The sequence below is a fragment of the Phycicoccus sp. Soil802 genome, from assembly GCF_001429605.1.
Classification (GTDB): Bacteria; Actinomycetota; Actinomycetes; order Actinomycetales; family Dermatophilaceae; genus Pedococcus.
The window spans coordinates 63,830-80,344 of the sequence record NZ_LMSS01000003.1 but is presented as its reverse complement, the minus strand read 5'-3'; the positions used below and the strand labels follow the sequence as shown (position 1 = coordinate 80,344).

General features: G+C 71.1%; 18 protein-coding genes. 9 read left to right on the top strand and 9 right to left on the bottom strand.

What is annotated here, in order from left to right; translation table 11 throughout:
- Positions 1-100: 100 nt before the first annotated feature.
- Positions 101-1,537, bottom strand: a complete 1,437-nt coding sequence (locus ASG91_RS06905) for a hypothetical protein (RefSeq protein WP_056921912.1) — start codon at positions 1,535-1,537, stop codon at positions 101-103.
- A 64-nt stretch (positions 1,538-1,601) separates the two neighbouring features.
- Here ASG91_RS06905 and ASG91_RS06900 point away from each other — a divergent pair, with 64 nt between their 5' ends.
- Positions 1,602-3,314: an FAD-dependent oxidoreductase gene (locus ASG91_RS06900; RefSeq protein WP_056921911.1), complete on the top strand. Its 1,713-nt coding sequence runs from the start codon at positions 1,602-1,604 to the stop codon at positions 3,312-3,314.
- A 73-nt stretch (positions 3,315-3,387) separates the two neighbouring features.
- Here the strand turns inward: ASG91_RS06900 and ASG91_RS06895 are convergent, their stop codons facing one another.
- Both ASG91_RS06895 and ASG91_RS06890 read right to left on the bottom strand, forming a co-directional pair.
- Positions 3,388-4,068 (bottom strand): phosphatase PAP2 family protein, encoded by a 681-nt coding sequence (locus ASG91_RS06895; protein ID WP_056921910.1) that lies wholly within the window; start codon positions 4,066-4,068, stop codon positions 3,388-3,390.
- A gap of 122 nt (positions 4,069-4,190) precedes the next feature.
- The gene (locus ASG91_RS06890; protein WP_056921909.1) at positions 4,191-4,832 is read right to left on the bottom strand and encodes a TetR/AcrR family transcriptional regulator; all 642 of its coding nucleotides are present in this window, start codon (positions 4,830-4,832) and stop codon (positions 4,191-4,193) included.
- A 58-nt stretch (positions 4,833-4,890) separates the two neighbouring features.
- Between ASG91_RS06890 and ASG91_RS06885 the strand changes: the two genes are divergently transcribed.
- From ASG91_RS06885 to ASG91_RS06875, 3 genes are read left to right on the top strand one after another with little or no spacing between them, the layout of a single operon-like run.
- Positions 4,891-5,790 carry a glutamate-cysteine ligase family protein gene (locus ASG91_RS06885; RefSeq protein WP_056921908.1) on the top strand — a complete coding sequence of 300 codons (900 nt, stop codon included), beginning with the start codon at positions 4,891-4,893 and terminating at the stop codon, positions 5,788-5,790.
- Complete coding sequence (gene gshB, locus ASG91_RS06880; RefSeq protein WP_056921907.1) at positions 5,787-6,773, top strand: glutathione synthase; 987 nt, start codon at positions 5,787-5,789, stop codon at positions 6,771-6,773. The genes ASG91_RS06885 and gshB overlap by 4 nt, the downstream gene beginning before the upstream one ends.
- Positions 6,770-7,168 (top strand): MAPEG family protein, encoded by a 399-nt coding sequence (locus ASG91_RS06875; RefSeq protein ID WP_056921906.1) that lies wholly within the window; start codon positions 6,770-6,772, stop codon positions 7,166-7,168. Before gshB ends, ASG91_RS06875 begins: the two co-directional genes overlap by 4 nt.
- Before the next feature lie 103 nt (positions 7,169-7,271).
- Here ASG91_RS06875 and ASG91_RS06870 read toward each other — a convergent pair whose 3' ends face one another.
- Complete coding sequence (locus ASG91_RS06870; protein WP_056921905.1) at positions 7,272-7,961, bottom strand: TetR/AcrR family transcriptional regulator; 690 nt, start codon at positions 7,959-7,961, stop codon at positions 7,272-7,274.
- A gap of 86 nt (positions 7,962-8,047) precedes the next feature.
- On the opposite strand from ASG91_RS06870, the gene ASG91_RS06865 reads away from it, so the two are divergent.
- The 4 genes from ASG91_RS06865 (at position 8,048) to ASG91_RS06850 (ending at position 11,696) form a co-directional block, all read left to right on the top strand.
- A complete protein-coding gene (locus ASG91_RS06865; protein WP_082593977.1) occupies positions 8,048-8,491 on the top strand; it encodes an SRPBCC family protein in 444 nt (147 codons plus the stop codon).
- 140 nt (positions 8,492-8,631) lie between these two features.
- Positions 8,632-10,005, top strand: coding sequence for an NAD(P)-binding protein (locus ASG91_RS06860; RefSeq protein WP_056921903.1), 1,374 nt, complete (start codon positions 8,632-8,634; stop codon positions 10,003-10,005).
- A gap of 84 nt (positions 10,006-10,089) precedes the next feature.
- Entirely contained in the window at positions 10,090-10,665 is a 576-nt protein-coding gene (locus ASG91_RS06855) for a GNAT family N-acetyltransferase (protein WP_056921902.1), read from the top strand.
- Between the two features lie 74 nt (positions 10,666-10,739).
- Entirely contained in the window at positions 10,740-11,696 is a 957-nt protein-coding gene (locus ASG91_RS06850) for a carbon-nitrogen hydrolase family protein (protein ID WP_056921901.1), read from the top strand.
- A gap of 15 nt (positions 11,697-11,711) precedes the next feature.
- On the opposite strand, the gene ASG91_RS06845 is transcribed toward ASG91_RS06850, so the two are convergent.
- Together ASG91_RS06845 and ASG91_RS06840 are read right to left on the bottom strand one after the other, a co-directional pair.
- Complete coding sequence (locus ASG91_RS06845; protein WP_056921900.1) at positions 11,712-12,344, bottom strand: FMN-binding negative transcriptional regulator; 633 nt, start codon at positions 12,342-12,344, stop codon at positions 11,712-11,714.
- A gap of 4 nt (positions 12,345-12,348) precedes the next feature.
- Complete coding sequence (locus ASG91_RS06840; protein ID WP_056921899.1) at positions 12,349-13,299, bottom strand: DMT family transporter; 951 nt, start codon at positions 13,297-13,299, stop codon at positions 12,349-12,351.
- Here ASG91_RS06840 and ASG91_RS06835 point away from each other — a divergent pair.
- A complete protein-coding gene (locus ASG91_RS06835) occupies positions 13,298-14,713 on the top strand; it encodes a PLP-dependent aminotransferase family protein (RefSeq protein WP_056921898.1) in 1,416 nt (471 codons plus the stop codon). The two genes, ASG91_RS06840 and ASG91_RS06835, sit on opposite strands and share 2 nt — an antisense overlap.
- A 44-nt stretch (positions 14,714-14,757) precedes the next feature.
- Here ASG91_RS06835 and ASG91_RS06830 read toward each other — a convergent pair whose 3' ends face one another.
- From ASG91_RS06830 to ASG91_RS06820, 3 genes are all read right to left on the bottom strand, one after another.
- Positions 14,758-14,949 (bottom strand): hypothetical protein, encoded by a 192-nt coding sequence (locus ASG91_RS06830; RefSeq protein ID WP_056921897.1) that lies wholly within the window; start codon positions 14,947-14,949, stop codon positions 14,758-14,760.
- 103 nt (positions 14,950-15,052) lie between these two features.
- The gene (locus tag ASG91_RS06825; RefSeq protein WP_056921896.1) at positions 15,053-15,751 is read right to left on the bottom strand and encodes a uridine kinase; all 699 of its coding nucleotides are present in this window, start codon (positions 15,749-15,751) and stop codon (positions 15,053-15,055) included.
- A complete protein-coding gene (locus ASG91_RS06820; RefSeq protein WP_157606175.1) occupies positions 15,748-16,338 on the bottom strand; it encodes a DUF6584 family protein in 591 nt (196 codons plus the stop codon). Before ASG91_RS06820 ends, ASG91_RS06825 begins: the two co-directional genes overlap by 4 nt.
- Between the last annotated feature and the right edge of the window lie 177 nt (positions 16,339-16,515).

Here is a 16,515-nt window from a genome sequence, read left to right as displayed (position 1 = left end):
ATTGGACCGCTTGCAGGGGTGGACGTCGATAGCCACAGGCTGCCGGGGCCATCGCCACGCAACGGGTGAGCGCAGGTCAGGGTGAAGCCGTTGACCGCAGCTAGGCCGGACCGGGTGTGGCCAGGACCGCCCGCTCGGCTGCGGCGTCCACCACGGCCCCGATCCTGGCGTAGGTCGTCAGTGCGGCTTCGTGCTGCGCCCGGGCACGATCCAGGTCGCCCGCGGCCTCGTGGATGCGACCGAGCAGCGAGGCGACCCGGGCTGCCTCGTAGGTCAGGTCGATCTCGGTGAAGAGCTTGTGCGCATTGCGTGCCGCCCTCTCGGCCTCCGCAAGATCGCCCTGGGCGAGCTGGACCGCGGCTTCGCCAGCGTCGGCGATCGCCCGCAGGGCGGGGGTCCGGTGGTTCACGGCGATCTCGGCCAGCTCGGTCGCGGCCATGCGCGCCGTCGGGAGGTCGTCGAGCATCAGGGCCACCTCGAGCTGGGTGGGCAGGAGCTTCGCCCTCTCGAGGGCACCCATGCCCTTGCTGCCGAGGACCCGCCGCAGGGCGGTGGCGGCGGCCCCCGGGCGACCCCGCTGGACGAGCGCCCGGGCGCGACCCGGCTGCGGCGTCACACCCATCTCCTCCGCCTGCCGGAAGGCCTCCTCAGCCGCGTCGATCTCCCCCATCTTGAGCCGGACCTCGCCCAGCTCCCGGAAGGCGAGCGCGGAGAACATCAGGTTGAACGAGCCCAGCTCCGTGGTCGCGGTCAGAGCCTCTTCCTGGGCCTCGGCCAGGAAACCTCGCAGGCGCAGGATCTCGGCGCGGTGCACCCTGCAGACCCCGGGGAACCCGTTGATGGCCTGCCGGTCGCACCACCGCGTGGCCGCCTCGGTCCAGCGGCCGGCTGCCTGCCAGTCGGCCACCTGGGCGTTGACCGCGATCATCATGCAGTAGATCATTCCGGTCGCCCGGGCACCCAGGTCCCCGGCCACGGCGCCTTCTGTCGCCTCCTCCACCATCGGCAGGCCCTGTTCGGGGTCGTCGGTGTACACCAGGGCGATACCTTGGAAAGCGTGGCCCAGGGCGAACAGGTCCTTGTCGCCATGACGTGAGCCCAGCGCCTCGGCCTGCGCGGCATGCTTGACCGCCGCATCGAGGTCGCCATCGTCGCGGGCGGCGATGCTGCGCGCGAAGCTGAGCCACCCGTGCTCGGCGCTCTCGGGCTGTCCGTCGAGCAGGCGGGTGGCGTTCTGCAGCCACGCCGTGGCCGTGCCGCGTTCACCGAGATCGCCGTAGTGCTGGGCCAGGTCGATGGCCACGTGAGCAGCCCGGCGCGGGTTGCCCAGCTTGAGGTGCGTCTCGTAGGCGCGCTCACGGAGCGCCATGCAGTGGCGCATCTTTCCGATCCACCACGCGCATTCGGCCATCTGGTCGAGCTCATCGGGACCCAGCGGCTGGACAGCGTCCGCTGCCGCGAAGAGCTGGAATGCCTCGCCCCACGCGTAGCGCGACGCCGCTTCGCTGGCCTCGGGCACCGTCGAGAGCTCGGTCATGGCCTCATTGTCGCAAGAAAGCCGGGACTCGTCGCTGACGATTTGATGACGTCACAATGGGGCCGTGGCCCCCTTCCCGGCTCCGCGCGACGTCGACCCGCCCGAGCAACGTCCGGTGATCCTGGCTGTCGACGACGACCCGGACGCCATCGCGCTCCTGGGCGAGGAGCTGAACGACCGATACGGCCGGGCGTACCAGATCCGAACTGCCCGGGCGGCCACCTCGGCACTGGACCAGCTGAGCGCACTGCGGGAGACCGGCGAGCGGGTAGCCCTGGTCCTGTCCGACCAGTGGCTACCCGACGGCACGGGGTGTGAGCTCCTGGCCCAGGCAAAGGAGCTCTTCCCCCATTCCCGCCGGCTCCTCCTGATCTCGTGGGGCGAGTGGGCGATGGATGCCACCGCCCACCCGCTGCGCCGGGGCATCGGACTCGGGCAGATCGACTACTACGCGATCAAGCCTTGGCGGGCGGGCGATGAGCTGTTCCACCGGACGGTGACGGAGAACCTCCACGAGTGGGTCGGCTCAGACGCATCGCTGTCACGGGAGCTGACGATCGTCGCCGAGGCGGGCGATGCCCGCGCTTCAGAGCTGCGCAGCCTGCTCAGCCGAAACCGGGTGCCGTTCGTCTTCCACCCAACAGGCTCGCCGGCGGGAAGGCAGATCCTGGAGGAGGTCCGCGAGACCGACACCGGCGTTCCTGTCGTCGTTCAACGCAATGGGCGGGTCCTGGTCGACCCGACCAACAGCGAGATCGCCGAAGCCTACGGTGCGCGCACCCGCCTCCAGGGCTCCCGCGAGTACGACGTCACCGTGGTGGGCGCCGGGCCTTCAGGGCTCGCTGCAGCCGTGTACGCCTCCTCGGAAGGGTTGCGCACCCTGGTGATCGAACGCGAGACGATCGGCGGCCAGGCCGGGTCGAGCTCGCTCATCCGCAACTACCTGGGCTTCCAGCGCGGAGTCACCGGTGCCGACCTCGCCACCCGGGCGCACCAGCAGGCGTGGGTATTCGGCACGACGTTCCTGCAGATGTGCCAGACCCAGGCGATCCGCAGCGACGCGGATCGGCTGTACCTGACCACGTCGAACTGCGCCGAGATCGCGACCGGCGCCGTCGTCCTCGCCATGGGGGTCAGCTATCGAAAACTGGGCCTTCCGTCACTCGACGAGCTGGTCGGACGAGGCGTCTTCTACGGCGCCTCCGCCTCCGAGGCGGAGCGGTTCACCGGGCGTTCGGTCTTCGTCGTGGGTGCCGGCAACTCTGCCGGACAGGCCGCCGTCCACCTGGCCGCGCACGCCCGCAAGGTGACGATCCTCGTGCGACGCACCACGCTCGCCGAAACGATGTCGCGCTACCTGATCGAGGAGATCGAGGGACAGCTCAACATCGACGTCCGCTACCGGACCGAGATCGTCGACGGAAGGGGCGACGGAGAGCTCGAGAGCCTCACGCTGCACGACTTCGAGCGAGGCACGACCGAGACCCTCCCTGCCGACGCCGTGTTCATCCTGATCGGCGCGACGCCGCTCACGGACTGGCTCCCCGCACAGGTCGCCCGCGACCGTTACGGATTCGTCGTGACCGGGGTCGCCGGCGACGGCTGGTCGCCGGCCCGGGCGCCCTTCGTGTTCGAGTCGTCGATGCCCGGGGTCTTCGCCGTGGGCGACGTGCGCTCTGGGTCGGTGAAGCGCGTGGCATCCGCGGCCGGAGAAGGGTCCGTCGCGATCCAGCAGGTGCACCAGTACCTGCAGCTGGTGGACTCCGCGGGCAGCTGACAGCCGGCCGCCAGCGCGGCGAAATGACGAAGGTCTCAGCGCGGTCGAGGTGCACGACCTGCGGACGAGCGGGTCAGGCCTTGCGGCGGAGGTAGGCCCAGGCGAGGAGGGCGCAGACGAGGCCGTTCGCGGCGCCGATGAGGATGTCGCTGAGGTGGTGCATGCCTCGGTAGAGCCGGGCGTATGCCACCAGCACCGGGATCACCAGGAACAGCGTCGTGACCAGGCGTCGCAGCGCAGGCCGCTCGATCGACTGGGCGAGCAAGGCGAACGACACGTAGAGGGCGGTCGCCGCGCCGACGTGTCCGCTGGGGTAGCTCGAGGTCGGCGGCGCGGGATCGAGGTGCGGGACGTGGGGTCGCGGCCGGCCCACGACCGCGGTCGCGATGACGAACACGGTGGCCTGGAGCGAGATCGCGATGGCTGGCACCAGCGCCCGCCACCACTCGCGGGTGCGCCACCAGATCAGTCCGACAGCGACCACGCAGACCCCGATGACGATCTCGGTGTTGCCGATGTGGGACAAGACCATAGTGATGGAGTCCCAGGTCCTGGTGCGGGTCTCCTGCACGTCCTTGCTGATCGTGTCCTCGGAGCTCAACCCCTTGAGCGGCCCCTTGATGAAGAGACCACCGCCCACGATCAGGACCCACAGCACCACAGCGGGGGCGGCCGCCCGCACCGCGAGGTCGCGCAGGGCCGAGCCGACCGACGGCGCGGAAGGATCGTCCGAGTAACGGGTCAGGAAGGCCATCGCGACCCCCCCTGCTGGTCGAGGTAGTTCCTGGCTCGAGCGGTGCACATGAGCGCGACCCTACGCCTCGCGACCACCGCACAGGCCCCTGACCTGCAGCGTTTCCCCTCCCTCGGGCCAAGTCAGGCCAGGAGCTGTTGGGTGGCACAGGAGATGACCCACTCCTGGTAGCGCTGCTGGCCCCACCGCCGCCTGCGCCGCAGGGTGTTGAAGACGCCCGGCGACGTCAGGGTGAACATGATGTCTGCGGCGGTCGCAGCGGTCATCCCGGCCTTGAGCTCGCCGCGCGAGTGGAGCCGCTGAGCCATCCGCAGATTGATGTCGTAGGCGGCCTCGGTGCCGCGGGCCACTGACCGCTCCAGGTCGGGGTCCATGCCCGGAGTGGCCTCGCCCATCAGGATCAGGTCGCCGGCCCGGTTCATCAGGTCGGTCCCGAGCTTGAGGTGGGCGGCCAGAGCCGCACGCGGGTCGTCCAGCTCGCGCGCCGCAACTGCGTCGGGCCGATCAGCGGCCGGCACCCGTGACTCGTCGCCCATCGTCAACATCGCGATGGTGTGCCGCAGCAGCCCGAACTTGTTGCCGTAGCTGTCGTAGAGCGTGCGCTCCCCCACTCCGGCACGCTCCGCCACATCCTTGAGCGTCGTGCCCTGGTAGCCCTTCGCGATGAAGAGCTCCTTCGCCGCCTGACGGATGCGCTCGCGCGTCTCCTCGGCGGCCGCCGTCCGAGCGGCCGACCGGTACTGCCTCTTGACACCTTCTTCCACGAGCGTCACTCTATCGGTAATTGGCCGCAGTGCAACTGCGGTGAAATAAGGAGATCCGATGACTGAGTCAGCGCACCTGAGGGAAGCGGTCCAGCGGGCGTTCCGCCCCGCCACGGGACCCCGCATGATCGGCGTCGAGCTCGAGATGCACGTGCGCGACGGCATACCGGAGCTCGATGGTGAGCTGGCTCGTCGCGGGCACCCGACCCTCGAGCCCGGCGGGCAGGTGGAGCTGAGCCTGCCCCCGCAGCGGTCCATCCCCGCACTGCTCCGCGAGGTCGACTGGTGCCTCGCGACCGTCGGAGCCGCAACGGAAGTCGCGCTCACCGGCGTCGACCCGTGGCGATCACTCGACGACGTGCCGCTCACCCTCCAGACGCCGCGCTACCTCGCCATGCAGGAGCTGTTCGACCACGACGGCGACGCCGGGCGACGGATGATGCGGCTCACCGCGAGCCTGCAGGTGTGCGTCGACCTGCTGCCCGGCCGGGCCGGCCACGAGCAGTGGCTGGTCGCCAACCTCGCGGGCCCGGCACTGGTCGCGGCCTACGGCGGCGACCGCGCACGCACCCGCATCTGGCAGGGGATCGACCCGGCCAGGACCGGGTACGACGGGCGCCACCTCGACGTGCACGATCCGATCGAGGCGTATGCCGCGTTCGCCGGCGCCGCCGCACGTCTCCCCATCCCGCAGGCGATGGACGACGGCTACCACCTGAACACGCTCTTTCCGCCGGTCCGGCCGCGCGGTGGGTACCTCGAGCTCCGGTACCTCGACTCCCAGCGACCGACCATCGAGCTGCTGGGCACCGTCTGGGCGCTGATGTACGACGCGGACACGCGCCGTCGGGCGCTCGAGCTCCTGCGACCCACCCTCCCGACCTACTGGGACCAGTGGCAGACGGCCGACCCGACCGCGCTCCTGGAGGCAGTCAACGCCAAGGAGGTGGCGGCGTGAAGACGCTCTTCGTCATCGACCCGCTCGACCGGCTCGATGCCTCCCTCGACACCAGCATCGGCCTCATGCACGCCGCGCAGGAGATGGGCGTCGAGGTGTGGGCTGCCGAGGCGCGGCAGCTCGAGATCGTCGACGGGCGCCCGATGGCTCGGGCGCGGGCGCTGAAGCTGGCGCCCTCGACGCCGGCCGACGGCTGCCGGTGGACCGTTCCCGATCCCTGGTACGACGTCGGCCCCGAGGAGCAGCTGCGGATCGACGACGTGGCGGCGGTGTTCATGCGCCTCGAGCCGCCCGTCGACCTCGACTTCCTCGCGGCGACCTATGTCCTCGACCTCGTGGGCAGGACAGACAGGGCAGACGCCCCCACAGCGATGGTCAACGACCCCAGGGGTTTGCGCGCCTGCAGCGAGCACCTGCTCGGGCTGTCGTTCCCCGACCTCGTGCCACCGACCGTCGTCACCGCGAACGCCGAGACGATCAGGCACTTCCTGGCCGAGCACGAGCGCATCGTCCTGAAGCCGGTTGACGGCTTCAGCGGGCGTGGCGTCTTCCTCGTGTCGAGCAGCGACCCCAACCTCGCGTCGATCGTCGAGTCCTCCACGCACAGTGGGCAGAGAGCGGTCGTCGTGCAGCCCTACCTGCCGGAGGTCGAGGCCGGCAACAAGCGGGTCTACGTGCTCGACGGCGTCGCGGTCGGCGCCAGCCTGCGGCACCCGGTGCCGGGCGACTTCCGCATCGTCAGCCCCGACGGGCCGGCCGAGCTCACCGACCGCGACCTCGAGATCGTCGCTCGGCTCGCCCCGACCCTGCAGCGAGACGGCCTGCGCTGCGTCGGCCTCGACGTCATCGGCGAGCACCTCATCGAGGTCAACGTGACCTCACCCGGCGCGCTCCGCAAGGCCGATGCCCTGCTCGGCACGACCTACTGCGCCGACCTCGTCTCACACGTACTCACCCACCCCACGTGGAAGGAACCGTCATGACCACAGCCATCATCTGCTCGGCCGTCCTGGCCGCCTCGATCTTCGTCCTCGGATTCAACGTCTCGCTCAACCGTGGTTACGCCGCGAAGCGCGGAGGCAGCCAGATGCCAACGGATCCCGCAGACCCGCTGCTGATCGCGCAGCGCGCGCACGGCAACGCGGCCGAGTACGTGCCGACCCTCATCGCGCTGTTCCTGCTCGTCGGCTGGCAGTCCCCGCAGCCGTGGGCCCAGGGCCTCATCGTCCTGGCGACCGCCTCGCGACTCCTGCACGCCGTCTCGATGCTCCGCAGCGCGAGTCTCGCCGCCGAGTCCGCGCCGCGGATGACCGGAGCGATGGGCACCTATGCGTTCGGGCTCGCCCTCGCCGTCACCGCCGGCGTCGCCGCGATCTAGGCCGCCACGAGGCCCGAGCCGATACTGCTCGTATGCCGCGGAACCGCACCCTCGTCTGCGTCTGACCGACCTCTTCGAAGGCCTCGACTGATGCTGGACCGCGCTACCTGGTCACCTGCGCGCTGTAGGACAGGTCCGCGTAGGCGCGCGGCGCCAGGCGGGGGCGCTGCAGCAGCTGCTGGGCAAGGGTCGTGAGCAGCCACGCCTTGTACTCCGGCACGCTCCAGTGGGCGCGGGTGACGAGACTGGTGAAGGCCTCGTGGCCGAAGAGCGTGACGACCACGTCGGTCGCGCGGTCCGGGTCGAGTCCCGGACGCAGTGCGCCCAGCTCGTCCAACCGAGCGACCATCCGGGCCTGGCCGGCCCGCCGGCCGGCGGTCACTCCCGCCCAGTAGCGGTCGACGTGCGGATCCGACGCAGCAGCTGCGACGGCCGGCCAGAGCGGCGCGGCCCGCACGAAGATGTCGGCTCCGTGCTCCACGGCTAGCGCGATGACCCGCTGCCCGGAGGTCGCCGTGAGCATCTCCCCCACCCACGCGCGCTGCGCGACGGGAGCAACCTCCTCGTCGCCCGCAGCAGTCACCTCGACGAGCTCGCAGAGCAGCTGCCCCTTGGAGCGGAAGGTGTAGTACAAGGTCTGGACTGCGACCCCCGCTCGATCGGCGATGCGGTCCATCGTGGTCTCGGCGTACCCATCCCTGAGGAAGAGCTCGCCAGCGCTGTCGAGCATCCGGCGGCGAGTCTGACGCGCCCGCTCCGCCCGGGTGGTCGCTGCCCCCTTGACCGTCGCCATGGGCCGGAGTTTACTAGAGATGTCACTAGTGAGTGCTCTAGTGAGTGACAGGTAGTGACACTGGCTTCCATCGGGAGGTGGGCACCATGCCGGAAATCAGGAACTCGGTGATCCTGGCCTGCACTCCGGAGGTGGCGTTCGACTACCTGTCGGACCATCGCGCGGAGCTCGAGTGGAACCCCAAGTGCCAGAGCATGGAGAAGCTCACCGACGGCCCGGTGGGTCTGGGGACGCGGTACAAGGCCAAGTGGAAGGGCAGCCCATACATCGAGATGGAGACGGTGGCGTTCGACCGGCCGCGTAGCTGGACGATGCACAACGGAGGTCCGCTGGAGGTGACCTTCACGTGTCACCTCGAACCGGTGCAGGACGGCACTCGCCTGGACGCTGTCTTCGAGCCGACCCCGCACGGGTGGCTGCGGCTGGCCTTCCCGCTGTTCTTGGTCATGCTGCGTCGCGACGAGAAGGCGAACATGGGCCACCTGGCTCGTGCCGTCCGGCGACGGGCCGGGGCGGCACCGGCCTCCTGACAATCTCCAGCCCCGCGCTGCCCGCATGAGCCATGGCCCGCGCCACGCCTGAGACGTCCGCGCCCACAGCCCGCCTTGACTAGCACGCCTCATCCATCTGCAGCATGGACGAGCGGCCCACTCGGTGACAGCGTGGATGCATGACGCGCACGCTCGAAGTCGACTACCTCGTCGTCGGCGCCGGCGCCATGGGCATGGCCTTCACGGATGCGCTGGTCGACCACGCCGCTGACGTCCGCGTCGCGCTGGTCGACCGCCGGCACGGCGTCAGCGGCCACTGGCTCGCGGCGTACCCGTTCGTGCGGCTGCACCAGTCCTCCGCCTTCTACGGGGTCGCGTCGACCCTGCTCGGCGGCGGCCAGCTGCAGCAGCGCGGGCCCGAGAAGGGACTGCAGGAGCGCGCCAGCCAGCCGGAGATCTGCGCCTACTACGCCAAGGTCCTCGACCGCCTGGTCGACACCGGCCGCGTCGAGTTCTTCCCCAACAGTGAGTATGCCGGTGACCGCAGCTTCACCTCGCGCGTCTCCGGCGAGCGGTTCGAGGTCGGTCCCGGGTGCCGGGTGGTCGACGCCCGCTACCTGGCCCCGAGCATCCCCGCCGAGAAGGCAGCCCCGTTCGGCGTCGCCGACGACGTGCGGCTCATCCCCGTCAACGAGCTGGCGCAGCTCGACGAGGCGCCCAGCCAGTACGTCGTCGTGGGGGCCGGCAAGACCGCGACCGACGCCTGCATCTGGCTGCTCTCGCGGGGCGTCGACCCTGACTCGATCTGCTGGGTGCGGGCCCGCGAACCGTGGATGTACAACCGCGCCCTCATCCAGCCCGACCCCGCGATCTTCCTGGGCGCGAGCGCCGACATCGTGGAGGCGGCGGTCGGCGCGGAGACCCTCGACGAGGTGATGCTGAGGCTCGAGGAGCGCGACGTCGTGCTGCGCATCGACCGCACGGTCACGCCGACCATGGCCAAGACACCGACGCTGGCCACCTGGGAGCTCGACCAGCTGCGCACCCTCGAGAACGTCGTGCGGCGCGGGCACATCCAGACCGTCGACCGCGGGCGGCTCACCTTCGGGGACGGGTCGGTGGCCGTCACCAAGGACGCCCTCGTCGTGCACTGCGCCGCCGACGGCCTGAAGTACCCCGGGCGCGTCCCCGTCTGGCGTCCCGACGTCATCACGCTCCAGGCGATCAGGGCCGGCTTCCCCTCCTTCGGTGCGGCCGTGACCGGCTACATCGAGGCGACCCGCGACGACGACGACGAGAAGAACCGGATCTGCTCCCCGTCGGTCTACGGGAACTCGTTGCAGGAGTGGGCGCAGATGATCGTCTTCGGCAGTCGCAACGCCGCGGCCTACACCGCCGAGCCGGACATCAAGGAGTGGGCCACCGGCGTCGCCCTCAACCCGGCGCGCACCCCTCCGGGCTACGTCCCGTCGCAGGCGCTCGACGACGCCACCGAGCGTCTCGCGAAGTACGGTCCGCCCGGGATCGCTCGCCTCGCGGAGCTGATGGGCTAGCCGCTCGTTCGCGCTGGCCGAGCACCTCGCCACCTTCTGGCGCTGACCTGACGCGACGAACTGGACCGTGGCGCACAATGGACCGTGCCCAGAGAGCTCTCCGACGTCGAATGGCCGGTGTCCACAGCGCGACTGACGCTTCGAAGGGCGACGGTCGACGACACGGATGCCGTTCTGTCATACCGCAGCTCGTCACTGGTGACCGAGTGGCTCGGCGAGCCCCCGGAGGACTTCCACGAGCGGTTCGCGGCGCCCGAACGACTCGACCTGTTGCTCGTCATCGAGCGCGAGGGAGCGGTCATCGGCGACCTGATGATCAAGATCGGGGACGTGTGGGCGCCTCCCCAGCTGGCGGATCGGGCCAAGGGCGTCCAGGCCGAGCTCGGGTGGGCCCTGCGACCGGAGGAGACCGGCCAGGGCTACGCGACCGAGGCGGTCGAGGCAGCGCTGCGGATCTGCTTCGAGGACCTGGGGCTGCACCGCGTGACCGCTGACTGCTTCGTCGGCAACGCCCCCTCCTACCGGCTGATGGAGCGAGTGGGCATGCGGCGTGAACAGCACGCCGTCAAGGACGCCCTGCACCCTTCGGGGGAGTGGATGGACGGCTATCTCTACGCGCTGCTGGCAGAGGAGTGGCGCGTCCGCCAGGACCACCCTTGACCGCGGACCGGGGCAGGGTCATCGTCTGAGTGGTCGGAGCAGGGAGCCGCACTTCGCAGGACTGGAGGCCCGAGATGGCCACGCTGACCGTTGCAGCCGTGCAGGCGGCATACGTCCTCATGGATCGTGCGGCGACGCTCGCCAAGGTCGAGGCACTGCTGGCCAGCCCGGAGGTGCGTGCAGCGGACCTGGTCGTGTTCCCCGAGGCGTTCGTGCCGGGCACGCCGATCTGGATCGACGGGGTGCCGATCTGGGACGGCGACGAGAAGTGGTTCGAGCTGCTGGCCGACCAGGCGGTGGTCGTGCCGAGCGACGCGACCCGGCGGATGGGCGCGGCGGCCAAGGAGGCCGGCGTCTACCTCGTCATCGGGATCGACGAGCGCGAGCCGACCGGCAGCACGATCTACAACACGGTGCTCTACTTCGCTCCCGACGGCTCACTGATGGGCAAGCACCGCAAGCTGATGCCGACGGGCTCGGAGCGCACCGTCTGGGGCATGGGCGACGGCTCGACGCTCGACACCTACCCGACGTCGTTCGGGCGGCTCGGCGGGCTGATCTGCTGGGAGAACTACATGCCGCTCGCGCGGTTCTACCTCTACTCGCAGGGCGTCGACGTCTGGGTCGCGCCGACCCTCGCGCAAGGTGACGGTTGGGTCGCGACGATGCGCCACATCGCCCGCGAGGGCCGCTGCTTCGTGATCGGCGTGAACCCCTGTGTGCGGGTCGACCAGATCCCGGAGGACTTCCCCGACCGCGACCGGGTGTGGCGCGTGGACGCCGACGACCCCGAGTGGGTGGAGCCCGGCAACACCGTCATCGTCGGGCCGAACGGCGAGGTCCTCGCGGGACCATCGCGCCACGAGGAGGCGGTGCTCGTCGCCGAGCTCGACCTCGGGAAGGTCAAGTCGGCGCGGCGGATGTTCGACCCGGTCGGCCACTACCACCGCCCCGACGTGTTCCGGCTGGCCGTCGACACCGCACCGCGCCCGGTGGTCACGACGTTCTCGGGCCCCTTCAGCGACGGCTGAGGACCGCCCGCCGGCTCAGGCGCGGTGCAGCACTCCGGTCCGCATCTGCCCGGCGACGGCGTGGGCGTCGGGTAACGTCTCGGCGTCCAGCCCCGCGATGACCCCGGCGCGGTCGGCGTCGGACCGGTTCTGGCTGAGCTTGGCCTTGGCCTCCACGCGCTCCACCGCGAACTCGAGCCCGACGATGGCGCGCAGCTGGCCGCTGATGTACCTCTCGGGCGCATCCGTGCGGTGCCACGGCGCCTCGCGATGCCCCTCGTGGTGCTCGACCAGGTCGTCGAGCGCGCCCTGCAACCACTCGACGTCGTCGTGCACCGTCGCGCGCCCGGTCAGCTGGACGACCGAGTAGTTCCAGGTCGGCACGACCCGGCCGTGCTCGGCCTTGGCCGCGTACCAGGTCGGCGAGATGTAGGCCTGCGGCCCGGTCACGACGAGCAGCGCGGGCTGGTCGGCACCGATCGCCTTCCAGTGCTCGTTGGCCCGGGCGAAGTGGGCGATGACGGTGTCACCGCGCCAGACCACCGGCAGCAGCGTCGCCAGCGGGTAGCCGTCGGCACCGGTCGTGACCAGCTGCGCCGAGCCGATCTCCGCGACCATGGCGCGGATCGTCGGCTCGTCGTCCAGGGCATTGACGTGCGGCACGTACATGGCGTCAGTCTCCTCTCCCCGCACCGGGCAGCGTGGGGATGCCGAGTCGCACCCGCACGGCCGCGCCGGCACACGCGATCACGACCAGTCCACCGACGACCGTGGTCCAGGTCAGCTCCTCGCCCAGGAGGAGCGCCGCCCACGAGATGGACAGGACCGGCTGGACGAGCTGGACCTGGCTCACGTGGGCCATCGGGCCGATCGCGAGTCCGTGGTACCAGGCGAAGAAGCCGAGGAACATGCTGACGACGCCGAGGTAGGCGAAGGCTGCCCACTGCACGCCGGTGGCCGACGGAGCCTGGTGGCTGATGGACAGGACAGCCAGGACGACCATCAGCGGCGAGCAGAGCACGAGCGCCCACGACACGGTCTGCCACGCCCCGAGCTCGCGGGCGAGCAGCCCACCCTCGGCGTAACCGATCGCGGCAGCCACCACGGCCCCGAACAGCAGCAGGTCCGACCAGCGCAGCTGGCCCAGACCGCCCCACTGGGCCGACGCGAAGCCCATCGCGGCGAGTGCGCCGACCACCGCGATCACCCAGAACGACACGGGCGGGCGCTCGTGCCCGCGCAGCACGGCCATCGTGGCGGTGGCTGCCGGGAGCAGGGCGATGACGACGGCGCCGTGGCTCGCGGGAGCGGTGGTCAGCGCATAGGACGTCAGCAGCGGGAAGCCGATGACGACCCCGGCGCCCACGACGGCGAGCCGCGTCCACTGGCGACCACGCGGCCTACGCTGGCGGGTCGCCTCGAGCGCGACGGCGGCGAGGACGGCAGCCACCACAGCGCGACCGGACCCGATGAAGAGGGGCGACAGGCCGCCGACCGCCACGCGCGTGAACGGGACCGTGAACGAAAAGGCTGCTACTCCGACCAGACCCCACCAGAGGCCCACCGAGGCACGAGCGGGTAGCACCAGCGATGCCGGGAGAGTAGCGCTACTATGCTGCGTCATGAACGACGATAGCAGTTCACGGATCGCGGCGACACTCCGTGACTGGATCGCGGACGCCCCGCCCGGCGCGCGGCTGCCGTCGACCCGCACCCTCGTCGCGCGCCACCAGGCCAGCCCGGTCACCGTGCAGCGGGCGCTGCGCGAGCTGACCGCGCAGGGGCTGGTCGAGAGCCGGCCGGGGGTCGGCACCTTCGTGCGGGCCGTGCGGACTGCGCGGCCCTCCGACTACGGCTGGCAGACCGCGGCACTGCGGGCACCCCAGTCGCGCACCCCTGCGGTCTCGACCGCGATGCGCAGCGCGCCCAACGACATCATCGCCCTGCACTCCGGCTATCCCGAGCGCGAGCTGCTGCCCGAGCGGCTGGTGCGCTCCGCCCTCACCCGCGCGGTGCGCGGGGACACCACGCTGTCCAGGCCGCCCGTCGCGGGGCTGCCCGAGCTCCAGTCGTGGTTCGCCCACGAGCTCGGGGCGGCGAGCCCGGTCGGCGTCACGCCGCCCTCGCCCAGCGACGTCATCGTGCTGCCCGGCAGCCAGAGCGGGCTGAGCTCGCTCTTCCGTGCCCTCGTCGCCGTCGGTCAGCCCGTGCTCATGGAGTCGCCGACCTACTGGGGCGCCATCACCGCCGCGGCCCAGGCGGGGGTGCGGGTGGTGCCGGTCCCGTCGGGGCCGGACGGACCGGACCCCGACGAGCTGGCCCGGGCCTTCGAGGAGAGCGGCGCACGCCTCTTCTACGGGCAGCCCAACTACGCCAACCCGACCGGCGCGCAGTGGTCGGTCGAGCGCGCTGAGCAGGTGCTGGAGGTGGTGCGCGACCACGGGGCATTCTTGGTCGAGGACGACTGGGCCCACGACTTCGGGATCACCTCGACACCTAGACCCGTTGCGGCGCAGGATGATTCGGGCCACGTGATCTACCTGCGCTCGCTCACCAAGAGCGTCTCTCCCGCGCTGCGCATCGCTGCCGTCATCGCCCGTGGCCCCGCGCGTGAGCGGATCCTGGTGGACCGCGGCGCCGACTCGATGTACGTCAGCGGCCTGCTCCAGGCCGCCGCACTGGACGTGGTCACCCAGCCGGCCTGGCAGACCCACCTGCGCAGCGTCCGCGAGCAGCTCCGAGCCCGTCGCGACCTGCTGCTCGACAGCCTCCACACCCACGCCCCGCAGGCCCACGTGGAGCAGGTGCCGACGGGTGGTCTCAACCTCTGGGTGCGCCTGCCCGACGGCACCGACCTCACCGACCTCGTGACCCGCTGCGAACGAGGTGGTCTGCTCATCGCGCCGGGCACCGAGTGGTTCCCGGCCGAGCCGGCCGGTCCGTTCCTGCGGCTCAACTACAGCGGCCCCAACCCCAGCGCCTTCCCCGACGCCGCGCGGATCCTCGGCGAAGCCCTGGAGCTCCCCGGTTCGAGGTAAACGTGGCCGAGAATCCCGGCGGGTTCACCTCGAATGCCGTCAGGTCAGGCGGAGCGGCGCAGTGCGGCGACGGCGGGCAGGTCGTCCAGGCCCGAGAAGACCGCGGTGTCGCAGACCGTGCAGCAGAACCCACCGGGAAGCTCGTCGACGACCGGCACGAGGATGCGCTCGCCCAGGCACACGTCGCACCAGGCCTGGACTGCGCGGAGCAGCAGCACGTCCGAGAGGTTGTCCATGCCCCGAGGGTGACACGGGGCACCGACACGGCGAAGCACCCACGCCGGAGCGCACAGCGTCGGTCACGGCAGCGTCAGTCATGGCTGCGTGAGCCGCCCCCGGTCAGTCGAACCGGCCGGTGACGACGAAGGGAGCGGCCAGATCGGTGTTGTCGACGACCAGGTCGGCGCGCGTCCACGGGGAGCGCTGCTCGAAGTAGGTGCGCTGGGCCCCGACGTAGCGCTGCATGGTCGGGTCCTCGGGGTCGGGCGGGGTGCCGTCGCGCTCCGCCATCCGCGCGGCGGTCTCCTCGAACGGCACGTCCAGCCAGATCGCGAGCTCGAAGCAGCCCTCCAGCTCGGCCCGCTGCAGGAACAGCCCGTCGACCAGCACCACCGAACCGGCCGGTGCGCGGGTCGTCGGACCGGTCAGCACGTCGTCGGTCTCGAGGTCGTGGCCCCGCGGCCGGTAGTCCCGCGAGCCACCCGGCCCGAGCGGGTCGAGCACCTCGGCCCGCAGCCGCGGGTAGTCGTAGGAGTCGAGCCAGAAGCCTTCCGGCGACGTGCGGCCCCGGGCGTAGCGGAGCTCGCGCACCTGGTGCCAGTCGTCGGCACTGACCCGCACCACCGACCGGCCACGCGCGGCCAGCTCTGCGGCGAGCTCGTGGGCGAAGACCGTCTTGCCCGACCCGTCGACCCCGTCGACCGCCACCCGCACGCAGTCCTCCCCCACCGCGACGGGCACGGAGTCGGCCACCTGCGCCACCACTGCCGGCCGCACCAGTGGCGGACCTCCCACGCTGACCGAGGGCTCGCCGCTCATCCGGGCACCAGCCAGCCGAGCACGGTGACGAGCCCGATCACGGCGCACGCCACGAACAGCACGCCCAGGGCGAGGGCGATGACCGTGGCCGCGTCGGTGCCCTCACCGGAGTCGTCCGCCGAGGAGGCGCGGGCCTGGCCCGGCCGTGGTTGGCCCGGCCTCGGCTGTCCCGGCGGTGCCGGGCTGCTCGCCCCCCCGGCCCCGCCGGAGCTGCCGACCTGCTCGGCGCGGCGCCGCAGCGCATCCACCCGCTTGTTGCCCTCGAGCTCGCGCACCGACCGCGGCAGGCTGCTCCACATCTGGGCGAAGTGGTCCCCGTGCCGCTCGCGCCACGCCTCGACCGACTCGTCGACGTCCTTGCCGCGCCGGGTCGTGCCGAACCACGCCGCCCCCGCTGCCGGCAGGTCGCGCATGGCGTAGCTCACCTCACCGAGCAGCTCCAGCGCCTCCGCGTCGTACTCCGCGGCAAGGTGGCCGACCAGCCGCTCGCGCGCCTTCCACTCCCGACCCGCCTCGAGGTCGGCGCGGGCCCGCTGCACGGCGCCACTGGACTGGCTCGCGGGCTGCTCCTGCGGTTCCTCGCTCACCCTCGTGAGTATGCCGCGTGGCCGCCAACCGGCGCCCGGGCACCTCCCGTGCGGGCCCGGCATACCCGATCGCCCTGCTCCGGGTGGTCCGTTTGGTGGGGAATCCCACAGACGCCTTGCATTCGTTACTCGTCAGTAGCATCATGGATGTTACCGGCCAGTACACGCTGCCGGTAC

Bases quoted from the DNA above. Each gene is read 5' to 3' on its own strand.
- ASG91_RS06885 (WP_056921908.1), top strand. From the start codon at position 4,891: ATGACTGAGTCAGCGCACCTGAGGGAAGCGGTCCAGCGGGCGTTCCGC.
- ASG91_RS06865 (WP_082593977.1), top strand. From the start codon at position 8,048: ATGCCGGAAATCAGGAACTCGGTGATCCTGGCCTGCACTCCGGAGGTG.
- ASG91_RS06895 (WP_056921910.1), bottom strand. From the start codon at position 4,068: ATGGCCTTCCTGACCCGTTACTCGGACGATCCTTCCGCGCCGTCGGTC.
- ASG91_RS06860 (WP_056921903.1), top strand. From the start codon at position 8,632: ATGACGCGCACGCTCGAAGTCGACTACCTCGTCGTCGGCGCCGGCGCC.
- ASG91_RS06875 (WP_056921906.1), top strand. From the start codon at position 6,770: ATGACCACAGCCATCATCTGCTCGGCCGTCCTGGCCGCCTCGATCTTC.
- ASG91_RS06840 (WP_056921899.1), bottom strand. From the start codon at position 13,299: ATGACGCAGCATAGTAGCGCTACTCTCCCGGCATCGCTGGTGCTACCC.
- ASG91_RS06850 (WP_056921901.1), top strand. From the start codon at position 10,740: ATGGCCACGCTGACCGTTGCAGCCGTGCAGGCGGCATACGTCCTCATG.
- ASG91_RS06825 (WP_056921896.1), bottom strand. From the start codon at position 15,751: ATGAGCGGCGAGCCCTCGGTCAGCGTGGGAGGTCCGCCACTGGTGCGG.
- ASG91_RS06835 (WP_056921898.1), top strand. From the start codon at position 13,298: ATGAACGACGATAGCAGTTCACGGATCGCGGCGACACTCCGTGACTGG.
- ASG91_RS06830 (WP_056921897.1), bottom strand. From the start codon at position 14,949: ATGGACAACCTCTCGGACGTGCTGCTGCTCCGCGCAGTCCAGGCCTGG.
- ASG91_RS06845 (WP_056921900.1), bottom strand. From the start codon at position 12,344: ATGTACGTGCCGCACGTCAATGCCCTGGACGACGAGCCGACGATCCGC.
- ASG91_RS06905 (WP_056921912.1), bottom strand. From the start codon at position 1,537: ATGACCGAGCTCTCGACGGTGCCCGAGGCCAGCGAAGCGGCGTCGCGC.
- ASG91_RS06870 (WP_056921905.1), bottom strand. From the start codon at position 7,961: ATGGCGACGGTCAAGGGGGCAGCGACCACCCGGGCGGAGCGGGCGCGT.